The sequence below is a fragment of the Thalassospira sp. ER-Se-21-Dark genome, from assembly GCF_017922435.1.
GTDB lineage: Bacteria > Pseudomonadota > Alphaproteobacteria > Rhodospirillales > Thalassospiraceae > Thalassospira.
Map to the genome: position 1 here is coordinate 1 of NZ_VDEZ01000005.1, position 25,956 is coordinate 25,956.

At 54.9% G+C, this 25,956-nt stretch carries 21 protein-coding genes; 8 read left to right on the forward strand and 13 right to left on the reverse strand.

Features of this window, described 5'->3' with window-relative positions; genetic code table 11:
* Positions 1-418 (reverse strand): hypothetical protein (locus FHI25_RS16880; protein ID WP_210520285.1); only part of this gene is annotated, 418 nt, incomplete at its 3' end.
* Here FHI25_RS16880 and FHI25_RS16885 point away from each other — a divergent pair.
* Positions 417-1,439, forward strand: coding sequence for a proline racemase family protein (locus FHI25_RS16885; protein ID WP_246879176.1), 1,023 nt, complete (start codon positions 417-419; stop codon positions 1,437-1,439). The genes FHI25_RS16880 and FHI25_RS16885 overlap by 2 nt on opposite strands.
* A gap of 78 nt (positions 1,440-1,517) precedes the next feature.
* On the opposite strand, the gene FHI25_RS16890 is transcribed toward FHI25_RS16885, so the two are convergent.
* The 4 genes from FHI25_RS16890 to FHI25_RS16905 form a co-directional block, all read right to left on the reverse strand.
* Positions 1,518-2,186: a GntR family transcriptional regulator gene (locus FHI25_RS16890; protein ID WP_008890092.1), complete on the reverse strand. Its 669-nt coding sequence runs from the start codon at positions 2,184-2,186 to the stop codon at positions 1,518-1,520.
* A gap of 209 nt (positions 2,187-2,395) precedes the next feature.
* Positions 2,396-3,397, reverse strand: a complete 1,002-nt coding sequence (locus tag FHI25_RS16895) for a 4-hydroxyproline epimerase (protein ID WP_210519781.1) — start codon at positions 3,395-3,397, stop codon at positions 2,396-2,398.
* Between the two features lie 10 nt (positions 3,398-3,407).
* The gene (locus FHI25_RS16900; protein ID WP_210519783.1) at positions 3,408-4,709 is read right to left on the reverse strand and encodes an FAD-binding oxidoreductase; all 1,302 of its coding nucleotides are present in this window, start codon (positions 4,707-4,709) and stop codon (positions 3,408-3,410) included.
* 170 nt (positions 4,710-4,879) lie between these two features.
* Complete coding sequence (locus FHI25_RS16905) at positions 4,880-5,776, reverse strand: dihydrodipicolinate synthase family protein (protein WP_008890095.1); 897 nt, start codon at positions 5,774-5,776, stop codon at positions 4,880-4,882.
* Positions 5,777-6,110: 334 nt separating this feature from the next.
* Between FHI25_RS16905 and FHI25_RS16910 the strand changes: the two genes are divergently transcribed.
* On the forward strand, positions 6,111-8,213 hold the full coding sequence (locus tag FHI25_RS16910; RefSeq protein ID WP_210519785.1) for a bi-domain-containing oxidoreductase: 2,103 nt from the start codon (positions 6,111-6,113) through the stop codon (positions 8,211-8,213).
* On the opposite strand, the gene FHI25_RS16915 is transcribed toward FHI25_RS16910, so the two are convergent.
* Positions 8,210-9,151, reverse strand: coding sequence for an AEC family transporter (locus FHI25_RS16915; RefSeq protein WP_063087976.1), 942 nt, complete (start codon positions 9,149-9,151; stop codon positions 8,210-8,212). The two genes, FHI25_RS16910 and FHI25_RS16915, sit on opposite strands and share 4 nt — an antisense overlap.
* A 180-nt stretch (positions 9,152-9,331) precedes the next feature.
* Positions 9,332-10,828, reverse strand: coding sequence for a glycerol kinase GlpK (glpK, locus tag FHI25_RS16920; protein WP_210519787.1), 1,497 nt, complete (start codon positions 10,826-10,828; stop codon positions 9,332-9,334).
* Between the two features lie 313 nt (positions 10,829-11,141).
* Here glpK and FHI25_RS16925 point away from each other — a divergent pair, with 313 nt between their 5' ends.
* On the forward strand, positions 11,142-11,693 hold the full coding sequence (locus FHI25_RS16925; protein WP_008890099.1) for a hypothetical protein: 552 nt from the start codon (positions 11,142-11,144) through the stop codon (positions 11,691-11,693).
* Positions 11,694-11,775: 82 nt separating this feature from the next.
* On the opposite strand, the gene FHI25_RS16930 is transcribed toward FHI25_RS16925, so the two are convergent.
* The 6 genes from FHI25_RS16930 to FHI25_RS16955 form a co-directional block, all read right to left on the reverse strand.
* On the reverse strand, positions 11,776-13,236 hold the full coding sequence (locus tag FHI25_RS16930) for an NAD-dependent succinate-semialdehyde dehydrogenase (RefSeq protein ID WP_008890100.1): 1,461 nt from the start codon (positions 13,234-13,236) through the stop codon (positions 11,776-11,778).
* 276 nt (positions 13,237-13,512) lie between these two features.
* On the reverse strand, positions 13,513-14,637 hold the full coding sequence (locus tag FHI25_RS16935; protein ID WP_210519789.1) for an ABC transporter substrate-binding protein: 1,125 nt from the start codon (positions 14,635-14,637) through the stop codon (positions 13,513-13,515).
* A gap of 7 nt (positions 14,638-14,644) precedes the next feature.
* Positions 14,645-15,868 (reverse strand): MFS transporter, encoded by a 1,224-nt coding sequence (locus tag FHI25_RS16940; protein ID WP_210519791.1) that lies wholly within the window; start codon positions 15,866-15,868, stop codon positions 14,645-14,647.
* A 1-nt stretch (position 15,869) separates the two neighbouring features.
* Positions 15,870-18,269: a TonB-dependent siderophore receptor gene (locus tag FHI25_RS16945; RefSeq protein ID WP_246879178.1), complete on the reverse strand. Its 2,400-nt coding sequence runs from the start codon at positions 18,267-18,269 to the stop codon at positions 15,870-15,872.
* A gap of 174 nt (positions 18,270-18,443) precedes the next feature.
* The gene (locus tag FHI25_RS16950; protein ID WP_210519795.1) at positions 18,444-19,409 is read right to left on the reverse strand and encodes a FecR domain-containing protein; all 966 of its coding nucleotides are present in this window, start codon (positions 19,407-19,409) and stop codon (positions 18,444-18,446) included.
* A 100-nt stretch (positions 19,410-19,509) separates the two neighbouring features.
* Positions 19,510-20,028, reverse strand: coding sequence for an RNA polymerase sigma factor (locus FHI25_RS16955; protein WP_120226557.1), 519 nt, complete (start codon positions 20,026-20,028; stop codon positions 19,510-19,512).
* A gap of 448 nt (positions 20,029-20,476) precedes the next feature.
* Between FHI25_RS16955 and glpD the strand changes: the two genes are divergently transcribed.
* Genes glpD through FHI25_RS16980 form a run of 5 tightly spaced genes read left to right on the forward strand, consistent with a single transcriptional unit; the run spans position 20,477 to position 25,932 of the window.
* Positions 20,477-22,033: a glycerol-3-phosphate dehydrogenase gene (glpD, locus tag FHI25_RS16960; RefSeq protein WP_210519797.1), complete on the forward strand. Its 1,557-nt coding sequence runs from the start codon at positions 20,477-20,479 to the stop codon at positions 22,031-22,033.
* A complete protein-coding gene (locus FHI25_RS16965) occupies positions 22,030-23,130 on the forward strand; it encodes an ABC transporter ATP-binding protein (protein WP_210519799.1) in 1,101 nt (366 codons plus the stop codon). The genes glpD and FHI25_RS16965 overlap by 4 nt, the downstream gene beginning before the upstream one ends.
* A gap of 15 nt (positions 23,131-23,145) precedes the next feature.
* Positions 23,146-24,240 (forward strand): ABC transporter ATP-binding protein, encoded by a 1,095-nt coding sequence (locus FHI25_RS16970; RefSeq protein WP_063087966.1) that lies wholly within the window; start codon positions 23,146-23,148, stop codon positions 24,238-24,240.
* A 14-nt stretch (positions 24,241-24,254) separates the two neighbouring features.
* On the forward strand, positions 24,255-25,127 hold the full coding sequence (locus tag FHI25_RS16975) for a sugar ABC transporter permease (protein WP_197147091.1): 873 nt from the start codon (positions 24,255-24,257) through the stop codon (positions 25,125-25,127).
* A gap of 1 nt (position 25,128) precedes the next feature.
* The gene (locus FHI25_RS16980) at positions 25,129-25,932 is read left to right on the forward strand and encodes a carbohydrate ABC transporter permease (RefSeq protein ID WP_008890110.1); all 804 of its coding nucleotides are present in this window, start codon (positions 25,129-25,131) and stop codon (positions 25,930-25,932) included.
* Positions 25,933-25,956: the final 24 nt, after the last annotated feature.

Sequence of the window (25,956 nt, forward strand, 5' to 3'; positions counted from 1 at the left end):
GCTGCCCGCGCATCCCTTCCTTCTGATCTACAATGTCAAAGAACTCTAGGACCGAAGCCCCGAACCGCTCAGTCCGCGTCGCCGTCTCGTTGGCGCCGCACCCCGTCGGTGGAGGCGGGTTATAGGCCCCACTCCCAAAACTGTCAAACACCTTTTTGCAAAAAAATGACAGAAATGTCGTTACGCAAAATTTTTGCGCGAAACCATATATAGGTTTCACTTTTATGACCTGCAAGGGGCCCAAAACCCGAAAATCGGGGGTCGCTTCGATTGCTCTGCGCGATAATGCCGATAAGATGTTCGCGCAAGTTTTTACCCGACACAGAATCACCTGCGCCAAAAGCGGCAAATAATCCGGATCAACGCCCATGCAAGACGACAAAACATCCCCGAGATCGCAAAGTGATTCGGAAATCATGCGTTCTTATCCCGATCAACCAACCCCGATTGAGGTGATCGACATGCATACCGGGGGTGAGCCGCTGCGAATCATTACGTCCGGTTACCCCGATATTCCCGGCGAAGACATTCTGGCCAAGCGCCGCCATGCCAGAGATCACCTTGATCATCTGCGGCGCTTTTTAATGTTCGAACCGCGCGGTCATTACGACATGTATGGCGCGATCCTGGTTCCGCCCAGCCTGCCCGATGCCGACCTTGCGGTGCTGTTCATTCATAATGAAGGCTATTCGACCATGTGCGGCCATGCGATTCTGGCCCTTGGTCGCTATGCGATTGATTATGGTCTGGTCAAAGCGGTCGAGCCGATTACCACAGTCAATATTGAATGCCCATGCGGCCTGGTGCGCGCCGAGGTCGAGGTGCATGAGGGCAAAACCGGCAAGGTTCGGTTCTCGTCGGTGCCGTCCTTCATGTTTGCCAGTGATGTTTCCTTGCGTCTTCCTGATGGTACGGTCTTTAAAGCCGATATCGGATATGGTGGGGCGTTTTATGCCATTCTGGATGCCGGGCAATTTGATATCGCCATCACGCCGGAAAATGCCCGCCACCTGACGCGTCTGGCGGAGGCGATTTGCCAAGCGGTGAATGACAGCGTGACGCTGTCCCATCCCGATCATGACGATCTGGCCTTTTTATATGGTGCAATCCTGACCGACGGGCGCGATGCGTTTGAGACGTCCGCGACACGTAATATATGTGTATTTGCCAAAAGTCAGGTCGACCGTAGCCCGACCGGGTCCGGCGTCAGTGCCCGGCTTGCCATTCAGCACGCCAAGGGACTGATTACACCGGGAGATATCCGCGTGTTTGAAAGCGTGATCGGGTCGCGCTTTGCAGGATCGGTTGAAGCCACAACCCGCTGTGGTCCGCATGAAGCCATCATCGCCTCGGTCACGGGCAAGGCGCATTATAGTGGCAAGGCAAGTTTCTGGCTTGAAGAGGATGATGAGATCGGGCGCGGCTTTATTGTTGGCTGAGGTCAACAAGACAGAAACAGAAAAGGGATGCCATCAGCATCCCTTTTTACGTTTCGGACTTGGTCGGACTTGGTTCGCCTATTCACGCGCCTTGCGCAGGCAGTCCATCAGGCTGTCGGCAGAACTTTGGATGTGATTGGCGAGAAGCTCGACAGCCTCTTCGACATTCCCGGCCTTGCAGGCGTCAAATATCTGGTGGTGTTCGCGCTCGGCCCGGTCGGTTGCGCCGGAAAGGGCCAGCTGTGCCTGGGTAAAACGCACAGTGTTGTTGCCGATCATGCGGACAATCTCGAGCGTCTTGGGACGGTTCGATGCGCGGTAAAGCCGATCGTGGAATTCGCGGTTAAGCTCCCCCCACTTGGAAACATCGCCGGATCGGAACGCCTCGTCATAGACCATCAGGATATCTTCAACCGATTTCAGGTCCGCCGGGGTCAGGCGCGGAACCGCGTGACGCAGAAGATCACATTCAAGCAGCTTGCGGACTTCAAACAGCTCCTCGATCTCGTCAAGCGAGAGCTGCGAGACAATCGCGCCCTTGTGCGGCTGGAACGAAACGAGGCCTTCGGCATCAAGGCGCTGCAGGGCTTCGCGGACCGGAATGCGTGAGACGTTATATTCACCCGCGATGGCATCCTGTCGCAATTGATAGCCGGCAGGAAAATCGCCGGTCAGAATACGTGCACGAAGATCTTCGGTCACCTGATCGGTGATGGTACGGCGGGTAAATCGCGGTGATGCGGTCATTTCAGCTCTTTTATGGTGTTACCCCGACGCGACATGGCATGCTGATCAATCGGGCAAAATTCCATCCGACAGAATCTGTCAGTTTTGCTATTCATAGCGTTGGGTCAGACAAGTCGCAATACAATTGCCTACTGTATTAGCAGCCAAACTTCGCCGATATACGACAAAGGGGGCATGAAGCCCCCTTGGTGTGATCGACAGCACTTTGCCTATTTGACAATGAAGCCATGGGCATAGGGATCGCGGTCATCAATGAAGATGGTGTTGTAGCCATGCTTGCGCGCCCAGCCTTCAATCCCCGGCACGACGGCATCAAATTCGCCGACCCTGGTTTTCTCGACCACCGATACCCGGAACTGTGATCCGATGATGCTTTCATGGACCAATTCATGCTCGGGATCCCAGTGCCCCTTGGCAACCAGCTGGGCGAGACGGGCCGAGGAACCCGTCCCACATGGCGAGCGATCAATACCCTTGTCGCCATAAAACACCGCATTGCGATGTGTGCTGTCGGGTTGGGTCGGCTTGCCGGTCCACTGGATGTGCGACAGGCCCTTGATATCGGGATAGAGCGGATGCACGAATTCGTTCTGCTCGTTCAGGCGACGGCGGAGTTCCGGGCTGATGCGTTGCAGGTCACCGGCCGAAAAATCGGCCATGTCGCGGTAGTTTTCCTGCGGTTCGACAATCGCATAGAAATTACCACCATAGGCAACATCGACCTTGATCGGACCAATATCTGGGCAATCGACTTCGATATCGGTTTTATAGAGGAACGACGGAACGTTGGTCAGCTTGACCGATTCAACGTAATCGCCAACCTGATTATATTCGGCAATGACGAGGCCCGCCGGTGTTTCAAGGCGCAGACGACCGGGGATTTTGGGTTTTACCAGGCCTTCCTCGATCGCCATGGTCACAGTACCAATCGTGCCATGGCCGCACATCGGCAGGCAGCCAGACGTTTCGATAAACAGGACCGCGACGTCATAGTCATCCGAGGTCGGGTCATAGAGGATCGAGCCCGACATGACATCATGACCGCGCGGTTCAAACATCAGCCCGGTACGGATCCAGTCATACTCACGAAGAAAATGCGCACGCTTTTCAAGCATGGTCGCACCGTCAAGCTTGGGGCCGCCGCCGGCAACCAGACGCACCGGGTTGCCACAGGTATGACCGTCGACACAAAAGAAACTGCTTTTCGCCATGGATGGGGCCCTAGATGCTATAGAAACGAGAGAAACGATTAATGCGATATGGGGTCATGTCGACGGGCGTTTTGCCCGTTGACATCAGATCGGCAACCAGACGCCCGGTCGTCGCCCCCAGCGTCAAGCCAAGATGCCCGTGCCCAAAGGCAAAATAAGCATTGGCATGATGCGGGCTTTTGGAAATGACCGGGGTTGAATCGGGCATGGAAGGACGGAAGCCCATCCATTCCGTGCCGCCCTCGGCATTGAGTTTTGGCAGAACTTCCTTGCCCTTGGCAAACAGGGCCTTGGCACGTTCGTAATTTGGTGCGGCCAGAAGGCCCCCAAGTTCGACCGCCCCACCGACGCGAATGCCCATTTCAAGCGGACTTAAAACAAAGCTGTCATCCGCACAGACAATCATGCGCGACAGTTTGGCATCGTGATAGGGCACGGTGGTGTTGTAGCCGCGTTCGGTATCAAGCGGCACCGGCGAGCCCAGCCGTTTGGCCAGCGTCTTTGACCAGGCACCGCAGGCGACAACCACATGATCAAACGTGATCATGTCGCCGGCATCGGTGGTGGCGGCACGCGGTTTGCCATCGCGGAAGACAAAATTGGTCACATCGGCGGTCTCGAACTTGCCGCCACGATCGAGGAAATGCTTGAAAATACCGGCGGTGATTTTGAACGGATCAAGGACATGGCCCCAGTCTTCTTCCATCACGCCACAGGCAAAGATCGGCGCCAGATCCGGTTCGATATCGCGCACTTCATCACGGGTCAGGTCGCGTAACTTGATGCCGTTACGCCGACGCAGATCAATGGCATATTCGGCCGCCTGACGAGACGCATTGCTGCGATACACCGCCATCGCACCGTGTTTTTTGAAAACCGCGTCCGTAAGGCCAGCTTCCTTAAGCACCGGGTCGTAATCATCCCATGCGCGATTGAGCAAGGTCGCCATGTTGGTTGCGATCTGTTCGACCCGTTGCTTTCTGCTGGATGCCAAAAACATTAACAACCAGGGCATCATTTTCGGCAAATAGCCCCAGCGCACCGAAAGCGGGCCCAATGGGTCCATCAACCAACCGGGCACGTTTTTAAGCACGCCCGGCATCGCAACTGGTGCACATTCGGAAACCGCAATTCCGCCAGCATTGCCAAAGGATGCGCCCATGCCCGGTTCGCCACGATCAAGAATTGTGACGTCATAGCCCTTATCGAGCAGCGCCAACCCGACATTGGCCCCAACAATACCCGCACCAATCACAACGACCTTTTGGCCGGCAGCGGTATCGGATGGCGTGGCGGTTTTGGCTGATGTCATTTCGGGGCCTCTCGAATTTCGACGATGCGTATTTTGGTGCTTCGGCACAGCAAACAGATAGCAGGAAGCTCCCCCGCGAGATAAGCGGAGGAGCTCACTGTTTCATCAAATACCGTCTCAATGCAATCACGGTTTTGCGGGTACGCATCCTGATTGCAAAGGACTGCCGATCAGAGCGACGGGCGGGTATCGATGGCTTTTTGGATGGTGGCCTTGATGGTTTCAAGCTCTTCACCGACCAGCGGCAGACGCGGTGCGCGAACGTGCGGTTTGCCAACGCCAGTCATTTCCTGGGCAAGCTTGATGTACTGAACCAGCTTGGCATGGACATCCATGTGCAGAACCGGGGTGAACCAGCGATAGATTTCAAGCGCTTCGGTGTATTTGCCTTCCGACAGCAGCTTCCAGAGCGCAACCGATTCCTTCGGGAAGGCATCGGTGAAACCGGAAATCCAGCCAACGGCACCGAGAACCTGCGTTTCCATGACAAGATCATCCATGCCGCAGAACAGAACGAAACGATCGCCGCAGGCATTATAGATGTCGGTAATACGACGCGGATCGCCCGAGCTTTCCTTGATCGCGACAAGGTTTTTGACATCGGCAAGCTGGTTGAACTCTTCGGGCTTGATGTCGATGCGATAGGCACCCGGATTGTTATAGATCATGATCGGCAGCTTGGTCGCACCCGCGACCGTGCGGAAATGCTCGATATTTTCGCGCGGATCGGCGGTATAAACCATGCCGGGCAGAAGCATCAGGCCATCAGCACCGAGCTTTTCGCATTCCTGTACGTAGCGGATGGCAGCACGGGTCGAGTTTTCGGCGACACCGGACAGGACCGGGATGCGGCCCTTGGTGACTTCGACGGCCAGCTTCAGAACGGCGATTTTTTCGTCTGGCTCAAGGGCGGTGTTTTCACCAACCGAGCCCAGCATGACGAGGCCATCGACACCGGCCGTGATCAGGTCTTCGATCTGTTTGGCGGTCATATCGAAATCGATCGAACCGTCTTCGTTCATCTGGGTGGCAACGGCGGGGAAAACGCCAGTCCAGTTTACCTGCATGGAAAGAAACCTCCTGATATGGCAGCACGGCAACATACCGGCGCCTTTAAGCATCACAGCCCCGATCAACGGCGACCGCATTCAATTCATGTATATTGTATACAAAACTAAAAATCACGATGCAACGGGATTTTTGTTGAAATTGTTTTGTCGGCAAAACCCACAGAATAGGAGGGATGGTCCCGTTTGGCGAAAGTACTCCATCGGACATACGCCCGTCAGGAAGACACGGATTGCACCTCAATCTCCATCAACAAGAACGCGTCGACCAGCTGGCACGATATATGGTTTAATCATTTCTGCATTCTTCAACCTATTAAACTTGAGGGCGATGATGACGGAGATGAAGGCCTTGCTGCGTTTTTCCGGTGAACGCAAACTTGCGCTGGCCAATTGCCCCATTCCGCAGCCGGGCAAAAATGCTGTCCTTCTCAAAACGGCCTACTCTGTCATCAGTCCTGGAACGGAATTCACCCAAGCCGATCAGGCGCGCGCATCCTTGTTGCAAAAGGCTTGGCAGCGACCGGATTTGGTCGCGCTGACATTGAAGCATCTGAAATCGGAAGGCTTTGGGAGAACACGTGCGCGTGTTGAAAACCGTCTGGGGCGCCCGATGCCAATGGGCTATTGCGCTGTCGGGCGGATCGAAGTCACGGGCGAGAATGTTACGGACCTGAAGGCTGGTCAGCGTGTTGCGATTGCGGGGATGGGGCAGGCCAATCATGCCGAGTGGAATCAGGTTTCGGTTAACCTTGCCTGCCCGGTTCCGGATGCGGTGCCCGACCGCAAGGCCGTGTTTGCAACATTGTATGCCTTGGCCTTGCATGCGCTTCGGCAGGGAGAGACATCGATTGGTGATCAGGTTGCTGTTATCGGGGCGGGTTTGATTGGGCAGCTTGTCGCTGAGACGGCAAGGGTTGCCGGTGCGTTGGTGACCGTGATTGAGCCGGACCTTTCGCGCCGCAAGATTGCAACCAGTGAGAGCCGTGCCGTCGGTTTCGCCAAGGCACGCGACGCGTCGCAAAGCGGGTTTGACAGCGTCTTTATCTGCGCGCCGGGCAAGGGAAATCATCGATTGATCGACGACGCTGCCCGCCTTTGTCGCGATCGGGGCACAATCATATGCGTTGGCGATATCGCCCCGAATGGCCAGCGAAAGGTGTTGTATGAAAAGGAAATCACCATTCGGCAAGTCCGGTCCTATGGACCGGGGCGTTATGATCCCAACTATGAGGAGCGTGGCGAAGATTATCCGCTTGGTCACGTGCGCTGGACCATTAAGCGCAACATGCAGGCAGCCCTTGATTTGATGGCAGATGGCCGCCTTGATCCGACACCATTGATCACATCCGAGATTGATTTTGCCGATATCGCAGATCACTTCGCCAAGGGGCCAGACCCAGCACAATTGGCGACACTGGTGCGATACAGATACGCAGAGAACGCACCAGTAGAGCCACCTGCTCCGTCGGTACAGACATCCGTGCCGGCCCGTGACCATGTCCGGGCCGGACTGATCGGGGCTGGCAACTATCTGGGGGGCAGTTTATTGCCCTTGTTGCAAAAGCATCCGAAGATTGAGATTGCAGCCTGCTGTTCTCAAAGCGGGTTGGCGGCGGTTGCGCTCTCAAAGAAGATTGACGGGCTGCGCCTGTATGGCGGGGCGGACGAGCTGCTTGAGGATCAAAGTGTCAACAGCGTTATCATCGCCACACGCCATGACAGTCACGCTGAATTGGCAGCAAAGTCAATCGCGGCCGGGAAGCATGTCTGGCTGGAAAAACCCATTGCGATTGATCGCGCTGGGCTGGATTTGCTGCGAGAAGTCGCCGATCGCGCACCGCGACACATCTTCATGGTTGGGCATAATCGGCGTTATGCGCCGATGGCTGTGAAACTGCGCGAAGTGTTGCCAACTGGTGTAAAACAATTTCACTACCGGGTTCGCATCACGCCGCTTCCGACCGATCACTGGCTTCACCATCCGGATCAGGGCGGACGCACGCTTGGCGAGATCAGTCATTTTATTGATCTGATTATGAGCCTGATCGATAGCGAGTTGAATGAGCTTAATTGTCACTGGATTGATCGCACGGCGGGTGACAGCATCTGGCAGCTGCGCTTTGCCGATGGGTCAATGGGCGAGGTCAGTTACCTGCACGGCAATCGGGGAGAGCCCAAGGAAGTGCTTGAGGTAACGGCGCCGAATTTCTCGGCCAGCCTGTTTAACTGGAAAAAACTTCGGGTGAATGGCCGGATCGTAACACGCAACTGGTTTGGGCAGGACAAGGGACAGGCGGCTGCAATTGAGGCCTTCGCGGATGCCGTTGCAAGTGGCGAGCGCCCTGCCCTGATGCCAAGCATTGAGCACGAGATCAATCTGATGGTGCGTATCCTGACGGCCGCCAACACGACCACCGCCCAAACGCCAAATTAGAGTAATCCAGCATAGAGGATCAGAAGCGGCAGGGTTAGCATACTGATGATGGTAGTCAGCAAGATCGTCGTGGATGACCGGTCGATACAGACATTATAGCTGCCCGCGACAATCGCGACATTCGCCCCGCTTGGCAGTGCGGCCACCAGTGTGACAATCATCAGCCAAAGCGGCGGCAGATCGAAAATGAAATGCCCGACCGAAAACACCAGAAGCGGCTGGACAAACATTTTGGCCGTGGTGCAGAGCAAGCTGGCACTGAGGTTACCGCGCACCGACTGCCCGTAAAGCCCAGCCCCGACCAGCAAAAGTGCAATCGTCGGACCCGCCGTGCGGAACCGTTCCAGCGTGCCATCGACCATTTCCGGCATGCGGATTTCAAAAAGCGACGCCAGAACGCCAAGCACAATCGCCGCAATGATCGGATTTCTGGCCACACGCACGATGCTGCGAAATACGTTGGACAACCAATGACCATCGCCACCGCGGCTGCCCTCAACAATCAGAATTGTCATACCCATCAGGGTCACCGGATGGATCGACAGCACGATTAAAAGCGGCACCAGGCCCTCTTCGCCGTAAACCGCCTGCACCAGAGGAATACCGAGAAGAACGATGTTGGAAAAGACGCCGCCCATCGCGGTGACGGCCGCTTCATCGGTTTTGGCACTCAGCCAGAGCTTGGCGATTATAAACACCAGCGCGAAGTTCAACAGCACGCCGGAATAATAACTGCCCCAAAGCCGCAGATCGAAATGCGCGCTGATGTCGGATTGCGACAGGGTCTGAAACAGCATCGCCGGGATAAAGGCATTCATGGCAAGCTTGGCCAGAAACGGAATGCCTTCACGCTTGATGATCTTGATGTGCGTAAGAAGAAAACCGCACAGGATCGTTAAAAAGACCGGTCCAACTTTTCCGACGATCAGATCAAGCATGCTTCCCCCAAAGGCGAGAATGAGCACCAAAGCCCAGAGCAGCGCAACAGATCGGGTAAACCACGTCGATCACGCACAAAGAAAGGACAGCATCATTGACGCTGTCCTTTGATAGTACAAATCATTTTGCAGTGTTACCAGCCCTGCCCGGCAATTCCTTTGGCAAGGCAGCCATGCGTATCAGTCACTTGGCGCTGTTTGCACGCGCTTGACCGCATCTTTCCAGCCATTGAGTAACCCCTGCCGGCGGCCCGGTTCGATATCGGGTTCGAAGCTGGCATCGAGGTGCCATTTCTCGGAAATATGATCGAGATCGCGGTAAATACCGGCCTGTAATCCGGCAAGGTAGGCCGCCCCCAGTGCTGTGGTTTCGGTGACTTCGGGGCGCTCGACCGAAATGCCCAAAACGTCAGAAAGCATCTGACACATCCAGTCATTGGCAACCATGCCGCCATCAACCCGAACCGCCTTGGGCGACACGCCATCGGCAGCCATGGCCTCAAACAGATCAAAGGTCTGATAGCAAACGCTTTCAAGGGCTGCACGCACGAACTCGCGCGGGCCGGTATCCCGGGTCAGGCCAAAAATCGCCCCGCGGGCATCCGGGTCCCAATACGGTGCGCCAAGTCCGGTAAAGGCCGGGACAAGATAAACACCATGATTGTCATCAAGTGATTTGGCCAATCCCTCGGTTTCGGCCGCCGACTTGATAATGCCAAGCCCGTCGCGCAGCCATTGAACCGCCGCCCCGGCAACAAAAATGGCGCCTTCGATGGCATAGCTTGTTTTGCCATTGATGCGATAGCCAACCGTGGTCAGAAGCCGGTGCTGGGAGGTCACTGCCTCATCCCCGGTATTCAGGATAACAAAGCAGCCTGTGCCATAGGTGCTTTTGATATCGCCCGGCTCAAAGCAGCACTGACCGAATGCCGCCGCCTGTTGATCACCCGCCATGCCCATCACCGGGATTTCCGCGCCAAACAGATCGGCATCGGTCACCCCGAAATCAGCGGCACAGTCCTTGACATCGGGCAGCATGTTGCGCGGCACGCGGAAGATTTTGCAAAGCTCGTCATCCCAGGCGTTTTCGCGGATGTTAAACAGGTTGGTGCGCGCCGCATTGGTCGCATCGGTCGCATGCGACGTGCCACCGGTCAGACGCCACAGAAGGAAACTGTCGACCGTCCCAAACGCCAGATCGCCCTGATCAGCGCGTGCGCGTGCACCCGAAACATGATCAAGGATCCACGCGACCTTGGTGGCCGAGAAATACGGATCAATCAACAGGCCGGACTTGGCATTGACCGCCTCTTCAAGCTTGGGATCGCGCTTTTTAAGCTCATGACAGAGCGGCGCCGTGCGGCGATCCTGCCAGACAATCGCGTTATAGATCGCCTTGCCGGTCTTGCGGTCCCAGACAACGGTGGTTTCACGCTGGTTGGTGATGCCGATTGCAGCGACCTTGGCGATATCAACCCGTGCCAATGCCTCCTTGCAGACAGCGACCACGGTGCTCCACAAGTCTTCCGGGTCATGTTCGACCCAGCCACTATTGGGGAAATGTTGCGGAAATTCCTGCTGTGCGACGGAAACGGAGCGGCCGTTTTCATCAAAGACAATGGCGCGTGAACTTGTCGTTCCCTGATCAATGGCAAGGATATAGCGCGTTTCTGACATGTTTGTTTTCCTCCCGAGCCGGCAGGTTTCCTGCCATCCGACCCTGCATGCATTGATGCGTTGTGGCCCGCCATAATGACGGTGCCATTGGTTTTATCGCTCTATTTAGAAAAAAATCGCGGCAAAAAACAATTCGTTTTCGAAAATTTTTCTGCGCAATGCGTTCACACCCCTGATTTACAAGGGAATTTTCAAACCGGTCTTGGTGATCAAACAAGCGGTAAAAACGTGCCCGCTTAGCACGGCACAGGGTTTGCACCGAAAACAGGAGAATGAATTTCAACCGGCATCTTTTTCCCCATGGAGGTTTCTGATGGGATTGTATGAAACGTTGGCTGCTGTCACCAACACCGCACAAAGCGCCAAAAGTGCGGCCAGTTTCCGCCAGACCATTTCATCAAACACCGTCCCGCTTCCGGAAAAGAAGAAGGAAGAAAATGCCGAGCTGGCCTATATCCGCGAACATGGTTTCACGACCTATGTGAAGGAAATTGAGGAACGCAAGATCGAAGAATTGCGTGCAAAGATCCTGCAAAGCATGGGCCTTGATGAAGAGAAACTGGCCGAGATGGATGCCGATGATCGCCAGGCCATCGAAAAGGTCATTGCCGATGCCATCGAGCAGCGCCTGAACGGCAACAGTATGGCCGAGGCCGAACTTGGCAAATCAGCCGACGGGGATGAAACCGCCGATGAGCGCCGCGACCGGTTGCAGGCACGGATCGCGTTTAACCCGAACATGTTCGATGTGTTTACCGAATTGCAGTCCGAACTGCCAAGCGGCTCGTCGCAGTCGATTACCGGCAAGCAGGACGAACAGGATGAAGCCTCTGGCGCGCGCAAGAAAAATATCTTTGATGTCTGAGTGCGGCCTTGTGGCCTTCAATACAAAAGGGCGCTGCGAGTTGCAGCGCCCTTTGTCTTTTCTGACTTCTGGGGGATAAGCGTTATTCGTCAACGCCGCCCATGCAGACATATTTGACTTCGAGGTAGTCCTCGACACCGTATTTCGATCCTTCACGGCCGACACCGGATTGTTTGACGCCACCAAACGGTGCCACCTCGGTCGAGATGATGCCGGTATTAACCCCGACAATCCCGCTTTCGAGGCCTTCGGCCAGTTTCCAGATCCGGTTGATGTCACGCGAATAGAAGTAGGATGCCAGACCAAACTCGGAATCATTGGCCATCTCGAGCACTTCGTCATCGGTTTTGAACCGGATCAGCGGTGCCATCGGGCCAAAGGTTTCCTCGCGGAAGACGGTCATTTCGCGGGTGGCATCGGCAATCACGGTCGGCTGGAAGAACGAGCCGCCTTTTTCATGACGCTTGCCGCCCGTCAGGATACGGCCACCCTTGGCAACCGCATCGGCAATCTGGCTTTCGACCTTCTCAACAGCCTTTTCCGTGATCAGCGGGCCGATCACAACGCCTTCGTCCGCACCATTACCGACAGTCATTTTGGCAACCTTGGCGGCGTATTTCTCGGCGAACTCGTCATAGATTGCATCATGAACGAACAGACGGTTGGCACAGACACAGGTCTGGCCGGCATTACGGTATTTCGACGCAATCGCGCCTTCGACCGCCGCATCGATATCGGCATCTTCACAGACGATAAACGGCGCATTGCCGCCAAGCTCCAGACTGACCTTTTTGACGGTATCGGAACACTGGCGCATCAACAAACGCCCAATCGCGGTCGAACCGGTAAAGGTCAGTTTGCGGACCTTGGCATTTTCGGTCATTTCCGCACCGATTACTGGCGCATCACCGGTCACGATGGACAACAGCCCCTTGGGCAGACCGGCACGTTCGGCCAGAATTGCCATGGCAAGGGCGGAATACGGTGTTTCCATCGCCGGTTTGACCACCATCGCACAACCAACGGCCAATGCCGGGGCGGCTTTACGGGTGATCATCGCGGTCGGGAAGTTCCATGGCGTGATGGCGGCACAAACACCAATCGGTTCTTTCAGAACCATCACACGGCGACCTTCGGCAAAGGTCGGGATCACATCGCCATAGACGCGTTTGGCTTCTTCGGCAAACCACTGCAGGAATGATGAGCCATAGGCAATCTCGCCCTTGGCTTCGGTCAATGGTTTCCCTTGCTCTGCCGTCATCAGGGCAGCCAGGTCGTCCTGATTTTCCATCATCAGGTCGTACCATTTCATCAGGATGCCCGCGCGCTCCTTGGCGGTGCGCTTTTTCCAAAGCTTCTGCGCCTTTTCGGCGACATCAATGGCATGCGCAACTTCATCACGGCCAAGAACCGGAACGGTGCCAAGCACTTCACCGGTTGCGGGGTTGGTTACCTCGGCTGTTTTCCCGTCTGGGGCATCGACCCATTCCCCGCCGACATAGGCCTGCTGGGTGAAAAGACTGGGGTCCTTAAGCGAAATCATTTGAGTGCCTCCGGAAAGCATTATTGGGAGCGACATGATCGCATTCTGGTCTTTATCTAGTCTGCTCCGTGGTGGATGCCACATTTTTGCGAGATATTTACCCAATAGCAATCGCAAACCGGGGCCGAGGCCTGCTTTGCTAGAAGATTTCATCAAAGGACAGCCAATCAGCGCCGATTAGCAGAACCTGCGATATTTGCACAAAAAAGCGGGAACAACATTGTTGCTCCCGCCATGATCAATCGTCGCGGAATGGTGATATGCGCAAAAACATACCTAGTTCGACAGCGTCCCGAAATAGCCCGGCTGATAATCAATCGGCAGAAAGCGGTCATGAAGCTGCTTGAAGGTTTCATCAGGATCGATATCTGCAAACAGATCGGGGTGAAACCATTTAGCCATCTGCTGAATGGCAACGAATTGATAGGGGCTATTGTAAAACTGATGCCAGACCGCATGGAATGCGTTGGTCTTTTGCGCCTTGATGCCGAGATATGCCGGCCGGGTTGGATAGAATTTCAGTTTTTCAACAACCTCGTCGGGGTCGGCACCGGGACCAACCGGGACCCATTTGCCCCCCGGCACATAAACATCCCACATCGCGCTGGTGACAATGATGTGGTCCGGATCGGAAACAATGACCTGTTCGGCATTGATCTGCCCGAAGGTGCCCGGGATCAGGTCCTTGGCAATATTGTCGCCACCGGCCATTTCAACCATCGCACCGAAATTGCCATCGCCAAATGAATGGCAACAATCCTCGTAAAACCCGGCTGCGCGGTCGATGAATACCTCTGGACGTTCCGGTTTCACACTGGCCAGACGATCAGTGATTTTTGCGATTTCCTCAGCACGGAACGCGATAAACTCCTCGGCACGGTCTTCCTTGCCAAACAGTTTTCCGAACAAACGTATGGAGGGTTCGGTATTCACTTCCGGGCTGTTACGAAAATCGACATAGACCACAGGAATATCAAGGGCTCCAAGCTTTTCGATATAGGCGGCTTCTTCCACCGCGCGCTTGGTTTCAAGATTGAGGAAAACGATGTCAGGCTTTTGCGCAATCGTGGTTTCGATATCAATCAGGCTTTGTTCCAGCCCCTCGAAGGCCGGGATATCGGCAAATTCCTGGAACTTCGCAAGATAGGCCTGATAGGTTGCCGGATCGGCTTCAATCAGATCCTTTCGCCAACCGACAATGCGCGCCGCCGGATTTTCGCGATCAAGGGCGGCAATGATGTAAAGCTGGCGCCCTTCGCCAAGGATGGCACGTTTGATCGGGACATTGACCGCAACTTCGCGCCCGGCGATATCGGTTACCGTGATGGTTTCTGACTGTGCTGGCATCGGCCCGATCAGGACCAAAACCATAAACACAAGCATCTGTGAAAGTTTACGCATCCTCGTTTTACTCCCCTGATAGCTCAGTCGGGTTTGTTGAACGACCGACACCAACCCGCGTCACAGCGGTCAGCACCAAACCGATGAAATAAACAAAACCGACGAGAAAATAGATGTTTGAAAGCCCGGAAACCTGCGCGAACCAGCCGCCAACTGCGATCCCGGCAATCGATGAAAACTGGGCTGTGCTTTGCGCCAGTCCCAGCAAATATCCCTGCTGATGATCAGACGCGCGGCGTGACACCAGTGCGGTCAGAACCGGTGTGGTTGCGCCCAAAAGCGTTCCCCACAGGAAATACATCGTGGCAAAAACAATGACCGATCCGGTCAGCCCGGCCATCAGGGTGACGACAATACATCCGGCAATGACCAGACACATTCGTCCCAGAACGTCGTGCGCGGCATGTCCTTCAAAATAGCGCGCCCAAAGGGATGCCGTTGCGACAAAGCCCAGTGCCAACAGGCCATAGCACAGGCCAACAACCCAGTTTCCGACATCAAAAGTGTGCAGGACATAAATCGGAAACGGCGACTGCGTCACCATTCGGCCAAGCAACAGAACGCCGATGATCGTCAGCAAGGAAATGACCTGTGGCGATCGCAGCATGCTCGGCTTGGTATCCGGTCTGTCACTTGTCTTAGGCAGCACCGGAGCGGCGACAGCCGGAAGCAATGCCCAAACTGAAACCATGCAGAGTGCACACAGGATGGCCGCCGAAAAGTTGATCCAAAAGAAGCTGGCAAGATCAAGGATCACCCCACCAACCAACGCCCCGCACAGCGAGCCGAGATTGGTCGATACCTGCAAATAGGCAAACAGCTTTGCCCGCCGTGCCGGGCTTTCGATGCTGACGCCGTACGCCTGCGCTGGTGCGATATAACCGGCACACGCCCCTTGCAAGAACCGCAAGATCAGGATCGAGAAGACATCACCGGCATAAGCCAGTGCCAGCTGGGTCGCGGCCAAGCCAAAAAGGGCCCTAATCATCATCGCCTTGTGGCCGAACCGATCCCCGACCCGTCCCCAAAAGGTGCTGGTCAACATGATGCCCAGCATCGGCCCGACATAAACACCGACACTGGCGACGGTAAACAGATCATCCGAACTGGCAAGTGAACGCAGATGAACGGGCCAAAAAGGCCCGCTCATTTCCATGGCACCCATCGAAACCAGTTGCAGAACAAACAGGAGATGGATTTTCCTGTTTGTTCCAATCACGTATCCGGTCACATCAGAAGTCCGCGGTTAGCGACAACAGTGCTGTACGCGGAGCGCCCAACGAGACGAAGCGCCACTGGTTCACACCCGAATAGTAACTTTCATCGGTGACGTTCTGAACCGTCGCCCGGATGGTTACGGGGGTGTTGTAAAGTTCAGTCTTGTAACGCGCACCGATATCAAGCGTGGTCCATTCCGGAATGTCTTGAGTATTGGCGCTATCGACAAATTGCGACGATGTGTGTGTGACCGTACTGCTTAGTGTCAGACCATTGACAAACGGGGTGTCCCATTCGCCAACAAGATTGATCTGCATTTCAGGCGTTCCAACCGGCCGCTTGCCCAAGTCATCTGCGTTTACGGCTTCGGTGATTTCCGATTCAAGGAACATTACACCACCAAGCAACCGAATATCATCCGTCACCTGACCAAAAACATTGAGCTCAATACCGCGGTTTCGCTGTTCGTTATCGGCAGTGAAGATATTGGTGCCGTCATCGGTATCACCGTCCGGCTGCGTGATCTGGAAGGCGGAGATGGAACCGCCAATATTTCCGAAATCAAGTTTGATGCCTGTTTCAATCTGTTTGGCGACATAAGGTGCCATCGCTTCGCCCGCGTTGGCGGCACTGCTGGGTGCAATATCGCCCTGATTGAGGCCCTCGATATAGTTGGCGTAAACCGACACAGTTTCAGTCGGCTTAACAACGATGCCTGCCATCGGACTGATTTCGCTGTCATCATAAGAGCTGCTAACAACACCGCTGCTGTAGTTATCAACAGCAATGCTTTGATGACGCGCACCAAGGGTGACGAGAACCGTTTCATCAAGGAAGGACAGCGTATCGGCCAATGCAAAGCCGGTTAGTTCCGATGCAGATGTTTTGGGCTTGCTGGCCGGAGCACTGACGGCAATCGGCGCAACCGCAGCCGTGGTGTAAATGTTGGCCGACGGGTTGGATCCGGCATTGCTGATGCCCTGACGTAGCTCGTCTTCGTAACGCGTCGCTTGAAGTGAAAGCTTGTGCTTGACCTCACCGGTTTCAAACTCGCCCCGAACACCTGTGCTGGCAGACCAGCGATCCGTCTGGAAACGGCGATAGGACAGGCCACTGTCGATGTAATCGCCAGCCGCATTCTGAACTGTCGGTGTTCCGAACAGACGATCAAGCTCGGTGCGCCCGCCGCCAAAGCTGCCAAAGACCGTAACGTCATCAAACAGGTCATATTCCGCCTGAACCATGCCGGAGCGATCCACTGCATCCGACCATTCCCAATCCTGAATGAGGTTGGTGGAACCATCAGGTGCGTCGGGAATGGCAAAGCCGGAATTGAAACGCAGTTCACGTGCAGGCGCATCGAGGTTTTCACGCTGATCAATCAGGTCAACCGATGCCCGGAAACGATCCCCTTCATAATCAAGGGCCAGCGCACCAAGGGATGCTTCACGCGTCTGACGATCCAGATACGTATCGCCATTGTGATAACCACCGTTAAAGCGAACGCCAAATTCGTCATCCGCCCCGAAACGGCGGCTGAAATCAATATCACCGCCGGCTTGTTCACCGCGACCGTAATCAACGCTTGTTCGTGTCAGGTCCTTTTCACCGGCCCGTTTGGGCACGATATTGATCGCCCCACCAACAGCGCCGGTTGGCGACATGCCGTTTAGCAATGCATTGGGACCTTTGACGACTTCGATCCGCTCTGCCAAACCGGACATTACGCGATAGGTGGGCGCCACCCCATAGGCACCGTTGAACGAAACTTCGCCGGTATTAAACAGGTTCACGCCAAAACCACGGATCTGATAGGTGTCTAGGTTGGCGGTTTCGGCATTCGGCGCACGAACAGACGGGTCATTTTGCAGAACATCCGCGATGGTTTCCGCCTGCTGATCGGCGATATAGTCGCTGGTGTAGCTCGTAATACTGACCGGGGCATCCATGATGTCGGTATTGCCGAGCATACCCAGTCGTCCGCCGGTTGCCACCTGCCCGCCAGCATAGGCCGGGGCAAGATCGGATTGCGTGCCGGTGGCCTCGACAATCACCGGATCGGTGACCATTTCGCCGCTGGCGCTATCCTGCGTGCTTGTGTCGGTAATGATCAGCGAACGGCTGCCGATTGCGCGATAGGACAAGTCCGTACCGCGAATAAGCATTTCGATTGCCGCCGGGACAGAAAAATCGCCACGAATTTCGCGCGTTCCGGAAATTTCGGGCAGTTCGATAGTGTAGGCGATGCTCCACCCTGAAGCATCGCCAATCTGGCTGATACCCTCGGCGATTGACCTGACGCTAAGATCAAAGCTGTAAAGTGCTTGCGCGACTTCGACCTGTTTGCCCGGCACGGTTTGAGTGTTGGTTTCCGCCGCCATCAAAGCGGTCGGCAGACCGATTGAGGACGTCATCAACAATGCCGAGATCAGGATATTCTTTTTTGATTTTGCCTGCTTGGAATACAAATTCCCGCTCCATTCTGAGATTGGTTTTTCAGGCAGGTCCCCCTGCACCTAGAAAAACAAACGAGCGGGAAAATAAACTCCTCACATGAGGAAGCACTTTTTTGCGAATTTTTCGCAATCTTAATAAATAATGGTCAACCAAGGTGATGTTTTGATCACCGATCCACCCACCGCAACGGCAAGCGTTTCAAAGGATCTGGCAACATCATTGGTCGGAAAACTGCCCGAAACGGTTTTGTTTCCAATATTTCCCAAAACCATCAGACGGCCCGGTGCGAAGTTATCAAGACGCGCAACCAGATCATCCAGACGCACGTTCTGAACACTCAGACGCCCATGCATCCAACTTTGCACGGATGCAATATCGACGGCCTCCTTGGCCTGCAACCCGCCAGCCCCGACGGCCACCGCATCCCCCGGACCAAGCATAACGCTGCCTGTATCGGCCCCGGTCGACACCCGGACAGCGCCCTCTTCAACGCCGACCCGTGTGTCTTGCGTCAGGTAATCAACATTGAAGCGCGTCCCAACCACTTCGACTGTTGCCATACCGGCCCGAACCCGGAAGCTGTCGCCATCGCGATGCATGACGTCAAAAAATGCCTCACCGCGCAAAAGTTCGACATCCCGGTTCCCGTCTTCAAAGTCGGTGGCAATCGCACTGTTGGCGGCAAGAAAAACCACTGATCCATCCGGCAGCCGGATCTCGGTTACCGTGGCGGCATCGGTAACAATATCAGCCTGAAGATTGTCCAGGCCGTCGGGATTAAGAAAGGCAACCATCGCCAGTACCGCCGCCACCGCAGCACATGACGTCACAGTCCGTAGCGGAGAGAACCAGTCAAGCACCCTTTGCCAAACTGGCACCTGCCCGGCGTCGCTGACTGCAATGCGGCGGGCTGGCTCTTCGACCTGCGCCCAAAGAACGCGCATCTGATCATAGGCAAGGCGGTTGCCTGTGTCGGCATTGAGCCAGGCATCAAATTCTTGCTCCTGCGAGGCCGTCAGCGAACCACCTGCACGCTTTACGTGCCAAAGGGCTGCTTCGTCCTTTTGCGCCTCGGTCAGTTTACTGTCGCCTTGCATTGATCTGTTATCGGTCCACACGGTACTGGCTGTTATGCGATTTCTATAACGAATAAACGGCTGAGAACAAAATATCCTCATGCCGTCTGGCTCAAACTTTTCAATCTGTATCCCGATAGGCTTCAAGGCGTTGCTGGCAATGGCGCATGGTGCGTGCAAGTTGCTTTTCCACTGCGCTGACAGATATTCCGTATTTCTGCGCCAGTTTTGCGTTTGAAACCCCGTCCACCCGATGCAAAACAAACATCTCACGCGCCTTGGGGGAAAGTTCCAGCAAGGCCCGATCAAGCGCCGAAAGCGCTTGGCGCGACTGGGCATGATCGTGCGGGGAAGATGTTTCTCTTTGCCATAACTGGATCGGCAAGATCCGGCGCATGAGCCCCGTGCGCCCCGCTGTGCTGCGATGATGATCAATCACGGCGTTGCGCACCGATGCATAAAGAACCTTGACGTTTTCTTCGTCCGTGCCGTGATCCCCCGAAAGCAACAGTCTGGCATAGACGTCCTGAACAATTTCATCCGCCGTCTCACGGTCACCGATACGACGATTGGCCATCGAGACCAGTTGCCGACGGTGGTCCTCAAACAGTTTTGAGAGCGTGTTCTGCCAGGGCTTCATATTCGGGTCATCTGCTGTCGCTTGGTCACGCTTTGGAACGCTTTGTCGTGCTGGGCCGCCATGCGATTTCCGATCACACAGCAACCCGGGAGCGCAAGCTAACCACAATGATAATCATTTTCAATCGCAAAAAGAGTTTTGATATTCAGACCCGCATATTTGGCGGCTTTCATCACTTATTTTTTCAGTTTCAACCGATTCCAATGGATTTTCCGCCCTGATTGCAAACGAAAGAAACAAAGATTTGCCTGCTATCCAACAAGGGAATTGTTCAATCTTCCAATGATTACAATCTGTTACATTTCAGAAATTCAGTTTCGTTAATGAAAATTCCAAACAGCCATAATTTTCGCTTGCAATTATTTTGGGGCGTTCGTAACGTTTGTGAAAGAACAGAATGGCAGTTGAGAACAGCTGTCACAAATAAGAGCAATTGGGGAGGAATCGGTTGCTCACTCCAAAAACATATGACATCGCCATTATTGGTGGTGGGATCAATGGCACGGGCATTGCGCGTGACGCGTCGGGTCGTGGGCTAAGCGTCTATCTGTGTGAAAAAGATGACCTTGCCAGCGCGACTTCGTCGGCCAGCACGAAGCTGATCCATGGTGGCCTGCGGTATCTTGAACATTATGAATTCCGCCTTGTGCGTGAAGCGCTGATTGAGCGCGAAGTTCTTTTGCGTGCCGCCCCGCACATTATCTGGCCGCTTCGCTTTGTCCTGCCGCACGTCAAGGGCCTGCGCCCGGCATGGATGATCCGGCTTGGTCTGTTTTTGTATGATCATCTTGGCGGTCGCGAAAAACTGCCGGGATCCGAGGGCATCAAGCTTGCCACCCACCCGGCCGGTGCACCATTGGTCAAGGGCATGGACAAGGCATTCGTTTATTCCGATTGCTGGGTTCAGGACGCGCGCCTTGTGGTGCTGAATGCCATGGATGCCCGTGATCGCGGTGCCGATATCGAAACCCGCACCGAATGTGTATCGGCCAAACGCGAAAATGGCCTTTGGACCGTGACACTGCGCAATATTGATGACGGGTCGGAAAAGACCATCCAGGCCAAGTCACTGGTTAATGCCGCGGGTCCTTGGTGTGCAGAGCTTCTTGAAAAACGGGTCGAGGCCAAGAAGAAACAGGGCATTCGCATGGTTCAGGGCAGCCACATCGTAGTGCCTAAACTGTTTGACCATGAGTTTTGCTATATCTTCCAGAATCCGGACGGCCGCATCGTCTTTGCCATCCCCTATGAGCAGGACTTTACCCTGATCGGCACGACCGATCGGGATTACAAGGGCGATCCGGCCAAGGTCGCGATCAGCGCGGATGAAACCAAATATCTCTGCGAACTCGCCAATACCTATTTCGAAAAGAAAATCACCACCGATGATGTTGTCTGGGCTTATTCCGGTGTCCGCCCGCTGTATGGCGATGGCAGCGAAGACGCATCCCAGGTAACCCGCGATTACGTTCTGGAAATTGATCGGGGTGAAAATGCCGATAATGGTGCGCCGCTTCTAAACATCTATGGCGGCAAGATCACCACCTATCGCAAGCTTGCAGAATCAGCGATGAGCAAGCTTTGCCCGCTACTTGGCAGCAACGACACAAGATGGACTGCGGACAAACCGCTTCCGGGTGGTGATATCCCCGATGCGGATTTCGAACGCTATCTTACTGCGATGCACAAGAAGTTTCCCTGGATTGCGCAAGCACAGCTATACCGTTACGTGCAAAACTACGGCACACTCACCAATATGATCATTGGCGATGCCAGCGATCTGAAAGGGCTTGGAAAGCACTTCGGTGACGACGTATACGAGTGCGAATTGCGCTATCTGGTGGATCACGAATGGGCCAGAACGGCCGATGATATCTTGTGGCGCCGCTCCAAACTGGGGCTGCACCTTTCGGATGAGACGCGTAATGCCATTGTCCAATGGTTCAAAACCGAACCGACATCAAAAAACACCGTGAAAGCGGGCGAAGGAAACAGTGGAAAATGACCCTTACGCTTGAAAACATAACCAAGACCGTGGGTGGGGAGCCCCATATCGACGATGTGTCGATGACGCTCGAACCGGGCTCGTTCAACGTCCTTTTGGGGCGGACCCTGGCCGGGAAAACGACGCTGATGCGGATTATGGCAGGGCTTGAGCCGCCGACCAAGGGCCGCATCCTTGTTGATAATGCCGATGTAACCGGTATGGCGGTGCAGAAACGCAATGTCGCCATGGTCTATCAGCAATTCATCAACTACCCGTCGATGAACGTGTTTGACAACATCGCATCCCCCCTGAAATTGCAGGGCGTTGATAAGGCAGAAATCGAAAAGCGTGTGCGTTCGACAGCCGAACTGATGCATATCGAACATCTGCTTGATCGCCTGCCACAGGAACTTTCCGGTGGTCAGCAGCAACGTACCGCCATGGCGCGCGCCATGGTCAAGGATTGCAAGTTGCTGCTGCTCGACGAGCCGCTGGTCAACCTGGACTACAAGCTCCGCGAAGAACTCCGCGAAGAAATCCCCAACCTTTTGGCGGAACGCGACACCATTGTTGTCTATGCCACGACCGAGCCGATGGAAGCGTTGCTTCTCGGTGGCAAGTGCGCGGTGATGCATGAAGGCCGGATGACCCAGTTTGGCCCGACGACAGAAGTTTATCACAACCCGGCCTCAGTCAAGACCGGCCTGATCTTTTCCGATCCGCCGATCAACCTGGTTGAAGCCGAAGTGCGCGATGGCGCGATCTTTATGAAAAGCGGCCATCAGGTGCCGCTTAAAGGTCATCTGGCGAACCTGTCCAATGGCGATTACACCCTTGGCATTCGCGCCAACCACCTGTCGGTTGATCCGACCGGGGATGATACGATCGCGATGCAGGGACAGGTCGAACTGGCCGAAATCACCGGTTCGGAAACCTTTGTGCATGTGCATTTCAATGATGTGTCCTGGGTGATCCAGGAAGAAGGCGTTCACAACCCGCGCCTTGGCGAAGCAACCCAGTTCTATGTCGATCCGACACGCCTGTTTGCCTTTGATGCGAACGGTGCGCTCGTGGCCGCCCCGCCGGTCGAAATTTCAAACGGCAAAGCGGCGTGAGGGAAGAGTAAGAAAATGGCACGTATTGATCTTAAAAGCCTTGCGCATTCCTACTTCCCCGATCCGAAAACGGACGAGGACTATGCCCTGCGTCGCATGGAGCATGTCTGGGAAGATGGCGGCGCTTATGCCCTGTTGGGCCCGTCGGGTTGCGGCAAGACAACTTTGCTGAACATCATTTCCGGCCTTCTGACCCCGTCGCACGGGCAGGTCCTGTTTGATGGCAAGGATGTTACCAATCTGGCACCGGAAGAGCGCAACATCGCACAGGTTTTCCAGTTCCCGGTGATCTATGACACCATGACGGTCTATGACAACCTGGCCTTCCCGCTGCGCAATCGCGGTATCGATGAAAAACGCGTTGATGCCCGTGTGCGTGAAATTGCCGGGATGCTGGATCTGACCGGCAAGCTCAAGCAGAAGGCGCGCGGTCTTGGTGCAGATGAAAAACAGACGATCTCGCTGGGGCGTGGTCTGGTGCGTGATGATGTGTCGGCCATTCTGTTTGACGAACCGCTGACCGTGATTGACCCGCATCTCAAATGGGTTCTGCGCCGCAAGCTTAAGGAAATTCACAACAAGCTGCGCCCGACCATGGTGTATGTCACCCATGATCAGGTCGAGGCCCTTACCTTTGCTGACAAGGTTGTCGTCATGTATGGCGGCAAGGTCGTGCAGCTGGGTACGCCGCAGGAACTGTTTGAAAATCCGGCCCATACCTTTGTCGGTTACTTCATCGGAAGCCCCGGCATGAACATCATGGATTGCAAAATCGATGATGGCGCGGCCTGGGTTGACGGACAGCGTATCGGTCTTTCAGATCGTCACCTTGAAGCCGTTTCAAAACAAACCGGCAAGCTCGAGCTTGGCATTCGTCCCGAATTCCTGACCCTTGAAACCGGCAATGCCGACAAGGGATCAGACGGGATCGAAGTCAACATCACCAAGGTCGAAGACCTTGGCCAGTTCAAGATCGCGACCACCCGTTTTGGCGCATCTGAAATCAAGGTCAAGCTCGGCGAAGACGAACAGGTTGTCGGCCAGTCCGGCATTCTGCGCTTTGCGCCGGAATGGACCAAGCTTTACGCCGACAGTCAGTTGGTCGCGTAAGGGGGGATGGGGAAATGAACAAGATTACCAACAACAAGGCCTGGTTCCTCGTCCTGCCAGTGTTCTTTATCGTCGCCATCAGCGCGATCATTCCGCTGATGACGGTTGTGAACTATTCAGTTCAGGACATTTTCGATCCGCAGACGCGGTTCTTTGTCGGTACCGAATGGTTTGAACAGGTTCTGGGCGACAGCCGCCTGCATGATGCGCTGCTGCGTCAGATCATCTACACCCTTTCGGTTCTGTTCATCGAAATTCCGCTCGGCATTGCGGTTGCACTGACCCTTCCGCGCAAGGGCTGGGGCGTTTCGGCATCGATGGTCTTGCTGGCCCTGCCCCTGCTTATTCCATGGAACGTTGTGGGCACCATCTGGCAGATTTTTGGCCGTGCCGACATCGGTCTGGGTGGCTATGTCATCAATCTGATGGGCATTGATTACAACTATGCCCAGAACCCGATGGATGCCTGGATCACGGTGCTTGTCATGGATGTCTGGCACTGGACCAGCCTGATTGTGCTGCTGTGCTATGCCGGTTTGCGGTCTATCCCGGATGCCTATTATCAGGCGGCCAAGATTGACGGCGCATCGCGCTGGGCGGTGTTCCGCTTTATTCAGCTGCCGAAAATGCAGTCGGTTCTCGTGATCGGTGTTCTGCTGCGCTTTATGGACAGCTTCATGATCTATACCGAACCGTTCGTCCTGACAGGTGGCGGTCCGGGTAACGCAACCACCTTCCTCAGCCAGTTCCTGACCCGGATGGCAGTCGGTCAGTTTGACCTTGGTCCTGCTGCGGCCTTCTCGCTGGTCTACTTCCTGATCATTCTGTTGGTTTGCTGGGTTTTCTATACCGTCGTGATGAACGCCGGAAAGCAGGGGGAACAATAAAATGCAGTTCCAGAAACGACATATCGGACTACTTCTTTATATCCTGTTCCTGTTGGTTCCGATCTATTGGCTGTTCAACATGTCAATCAAGACCAATACGGAAATCCTGGGCGCAATGACCCTGTTCCCGGACAATCCGACATTGGCCAACTATGCAACCATCCTGACCGATCCGGCATGGTATACGGGTTACATCAACTCAATGATCTATGTCGGCATCAACGTGGTGATTTCACTGGTTGTCGCCCTGCCCGCGGCTTATGCGTTTTCGCGGTTCAACTTTACCGGTGACAAGCATCTGTTCTTCTGGCTTCTGACCAACCGCATGGCACCGCCGGCCGTGTTCCTGTTGCCGTTCTTCCAGCTGTATTCAAGTGTCGGCCTGTTTGACACCCATATTGCTGTGGCACTCGCACACTGCCTGTTTAACGTGCCGCTGGCTGTCTGGATCCTTGAAGGGTTTATGTCGGGCATTCCAAAGGAAATCGATGAAACCGCCTATATCGACGGTTATTCGTTCCCGCGCTTCTTTGCCACGATCTTCTTGCCGCTGATCCGGTCCGGCATCGGTGTGACCGCGTTCTTCTGCTTCATGTTCAGCTGGGTGGAACTTCTGCTGGCGCGCACGCTGACCTCGGTCGAGGCCAAGCCGATTGCCGCCACCATGACCCGTACCGTTTCGGCATCGGGCCTTGATTGGGGCGTTCTGGCGGCTGCGGGTGTTTTAACCATCGTTCCGGGTGCCTTGGTGATCTGGTTCGTTCGCAACTACATCGCCAAAGGTTTCGCGATGGGTCGCGTGTAATCGGAAAACAGGAGGAATATCAAA

Excerpts from the sequence above, each read along its gene's own strand:
- FHI25_RS16885 (WP_246879176.1), top strand. The coding sequence starts at position 417 with ATGCGTTCTTATCCCGATCAACCAACCCCGATTGAGGTGATCGACATG.
- FHI25_RS16895 (WP_210519781.1), bottom strand. The coding sequence starts at position 3,397 with ATGGCGAAAAGCAGTTTCTTTTGTGTCGACGGTCATACCTGTGGCAAC.
- FHI25_RS16910 (WP_210519785.1), top strand. The coding sequence starts at position 6,111 with ATGACGGAGATGAAGGCCTTGCTGCGTTTTTCCGGTGAACGCAAACTT.
- FHI25_RS16890 (WP_008890092.1), bottom strand. The coding sequence starts at position 2,186 with ATGACCGCATCACCGCGATTTACCCGCCGTACCATCACCGATCAGGTG.
- FHI25_RS16905 (WP_008890095.1), bottom strand. The coding sequence starts at position 5,776 with ATGCAGGTAAACTGGACTGGCGTTTTCCCCGCCGTTGCCACCCAGATG.
- FHI25_RS16930 (WP_008890100.1), bottom strand. The coding sequence starts at position 13,236 with ATGATTTCGCTTAAGGACCCCAGTCTTTTCACCCAGCAGGCCTATGTC.
- FHI25_RS16915 (WP_063087976.1), bottom strand. The coding sequence starts at position 9,151 with ATGCTTGATCTGATCGTCGGAAAAGTTGGACCGGTCTTTTTAACGATC.
- FHI25_RS16965 (WP_210519799.1), top strand. The coding sequence starts at position 22,030 with ATGACCCTTACGCTTGAAAACATAACCAAGACCGTGGGTGGGGAGCCC.
- FHI25_RS16925 (WP_008890099.1), top strand. The coding sequence starts at position 11,142 with ATGGGATTGTATGAAACGTTGGCTGCTGTCACCAACACCGCACAAAGC.
- FHI25_RS16980 (WP_008890110.1), top strand. The coding sequence starts at position 25,129 with ATGCAGTTCCAGAAACGACATATCGGACTACTTCTTTATATCCTGTTC.
- FHI25_RS16975 (WP_197147091.1), top strand. The coding sequence starts at position 24,255 with ATGAACAAGATTACCAACAACAAGGCCTGGTTCCTCGTCCTGCCAGTG.
- glpK (WP_210519787.1), bottom strand. The coding sequence starts at position 10,828 with ATGTCAGAAACGCGCTATATCCTTGCCATTGATCAGGGAACGACAAGT.
- FHI25_RS16900 (WP_210519783.1), bottom strand. The coding sequence starts at position 4,709 with ATGACATCAGCCAAAACCGCCACGCCATCCGATACCGCTGCCGGCCAA.
- FHI25_RS16935 (WP_210519789.1), bottom strand. The coding sequence starts at position 14,637 with ATGCGTAAACTTTCACAGATGCTTGTGTTTATGGTTTTGGTCCTGATC.
- FHI25_RS16945 (WP_246879178.1), bottom strand. The coding sequence starts at position 18,269 with ATGACGTCCTCAATCGGTCTGCCGACCGCTTTGATGGCGGCGGAAACC.
- FHI25_RS16955 (WP_120226557.1), bottom strand. The coding sequence starts at position 20,028 with ATGAAGCCCTGGCAGAACACGCTCTCAAAACTGTTTGAGGACCACCGT.
- FHI25_RS16970 (WP_063087966.1), top strand. The coding sequence starts at position 23,146 with ATGGCACGTATTGATCTTAAAAGCCTTGCGCATTCCTACTTCCCCGAT.
- FHI25_RS16950 (WP_210519795.1), bottom strand. The coding sequence starts at position 19,409 with ATGCAAGGCGACAGTAAACTGACCGAGGCGCAAAAGGACGAAGCAGCC.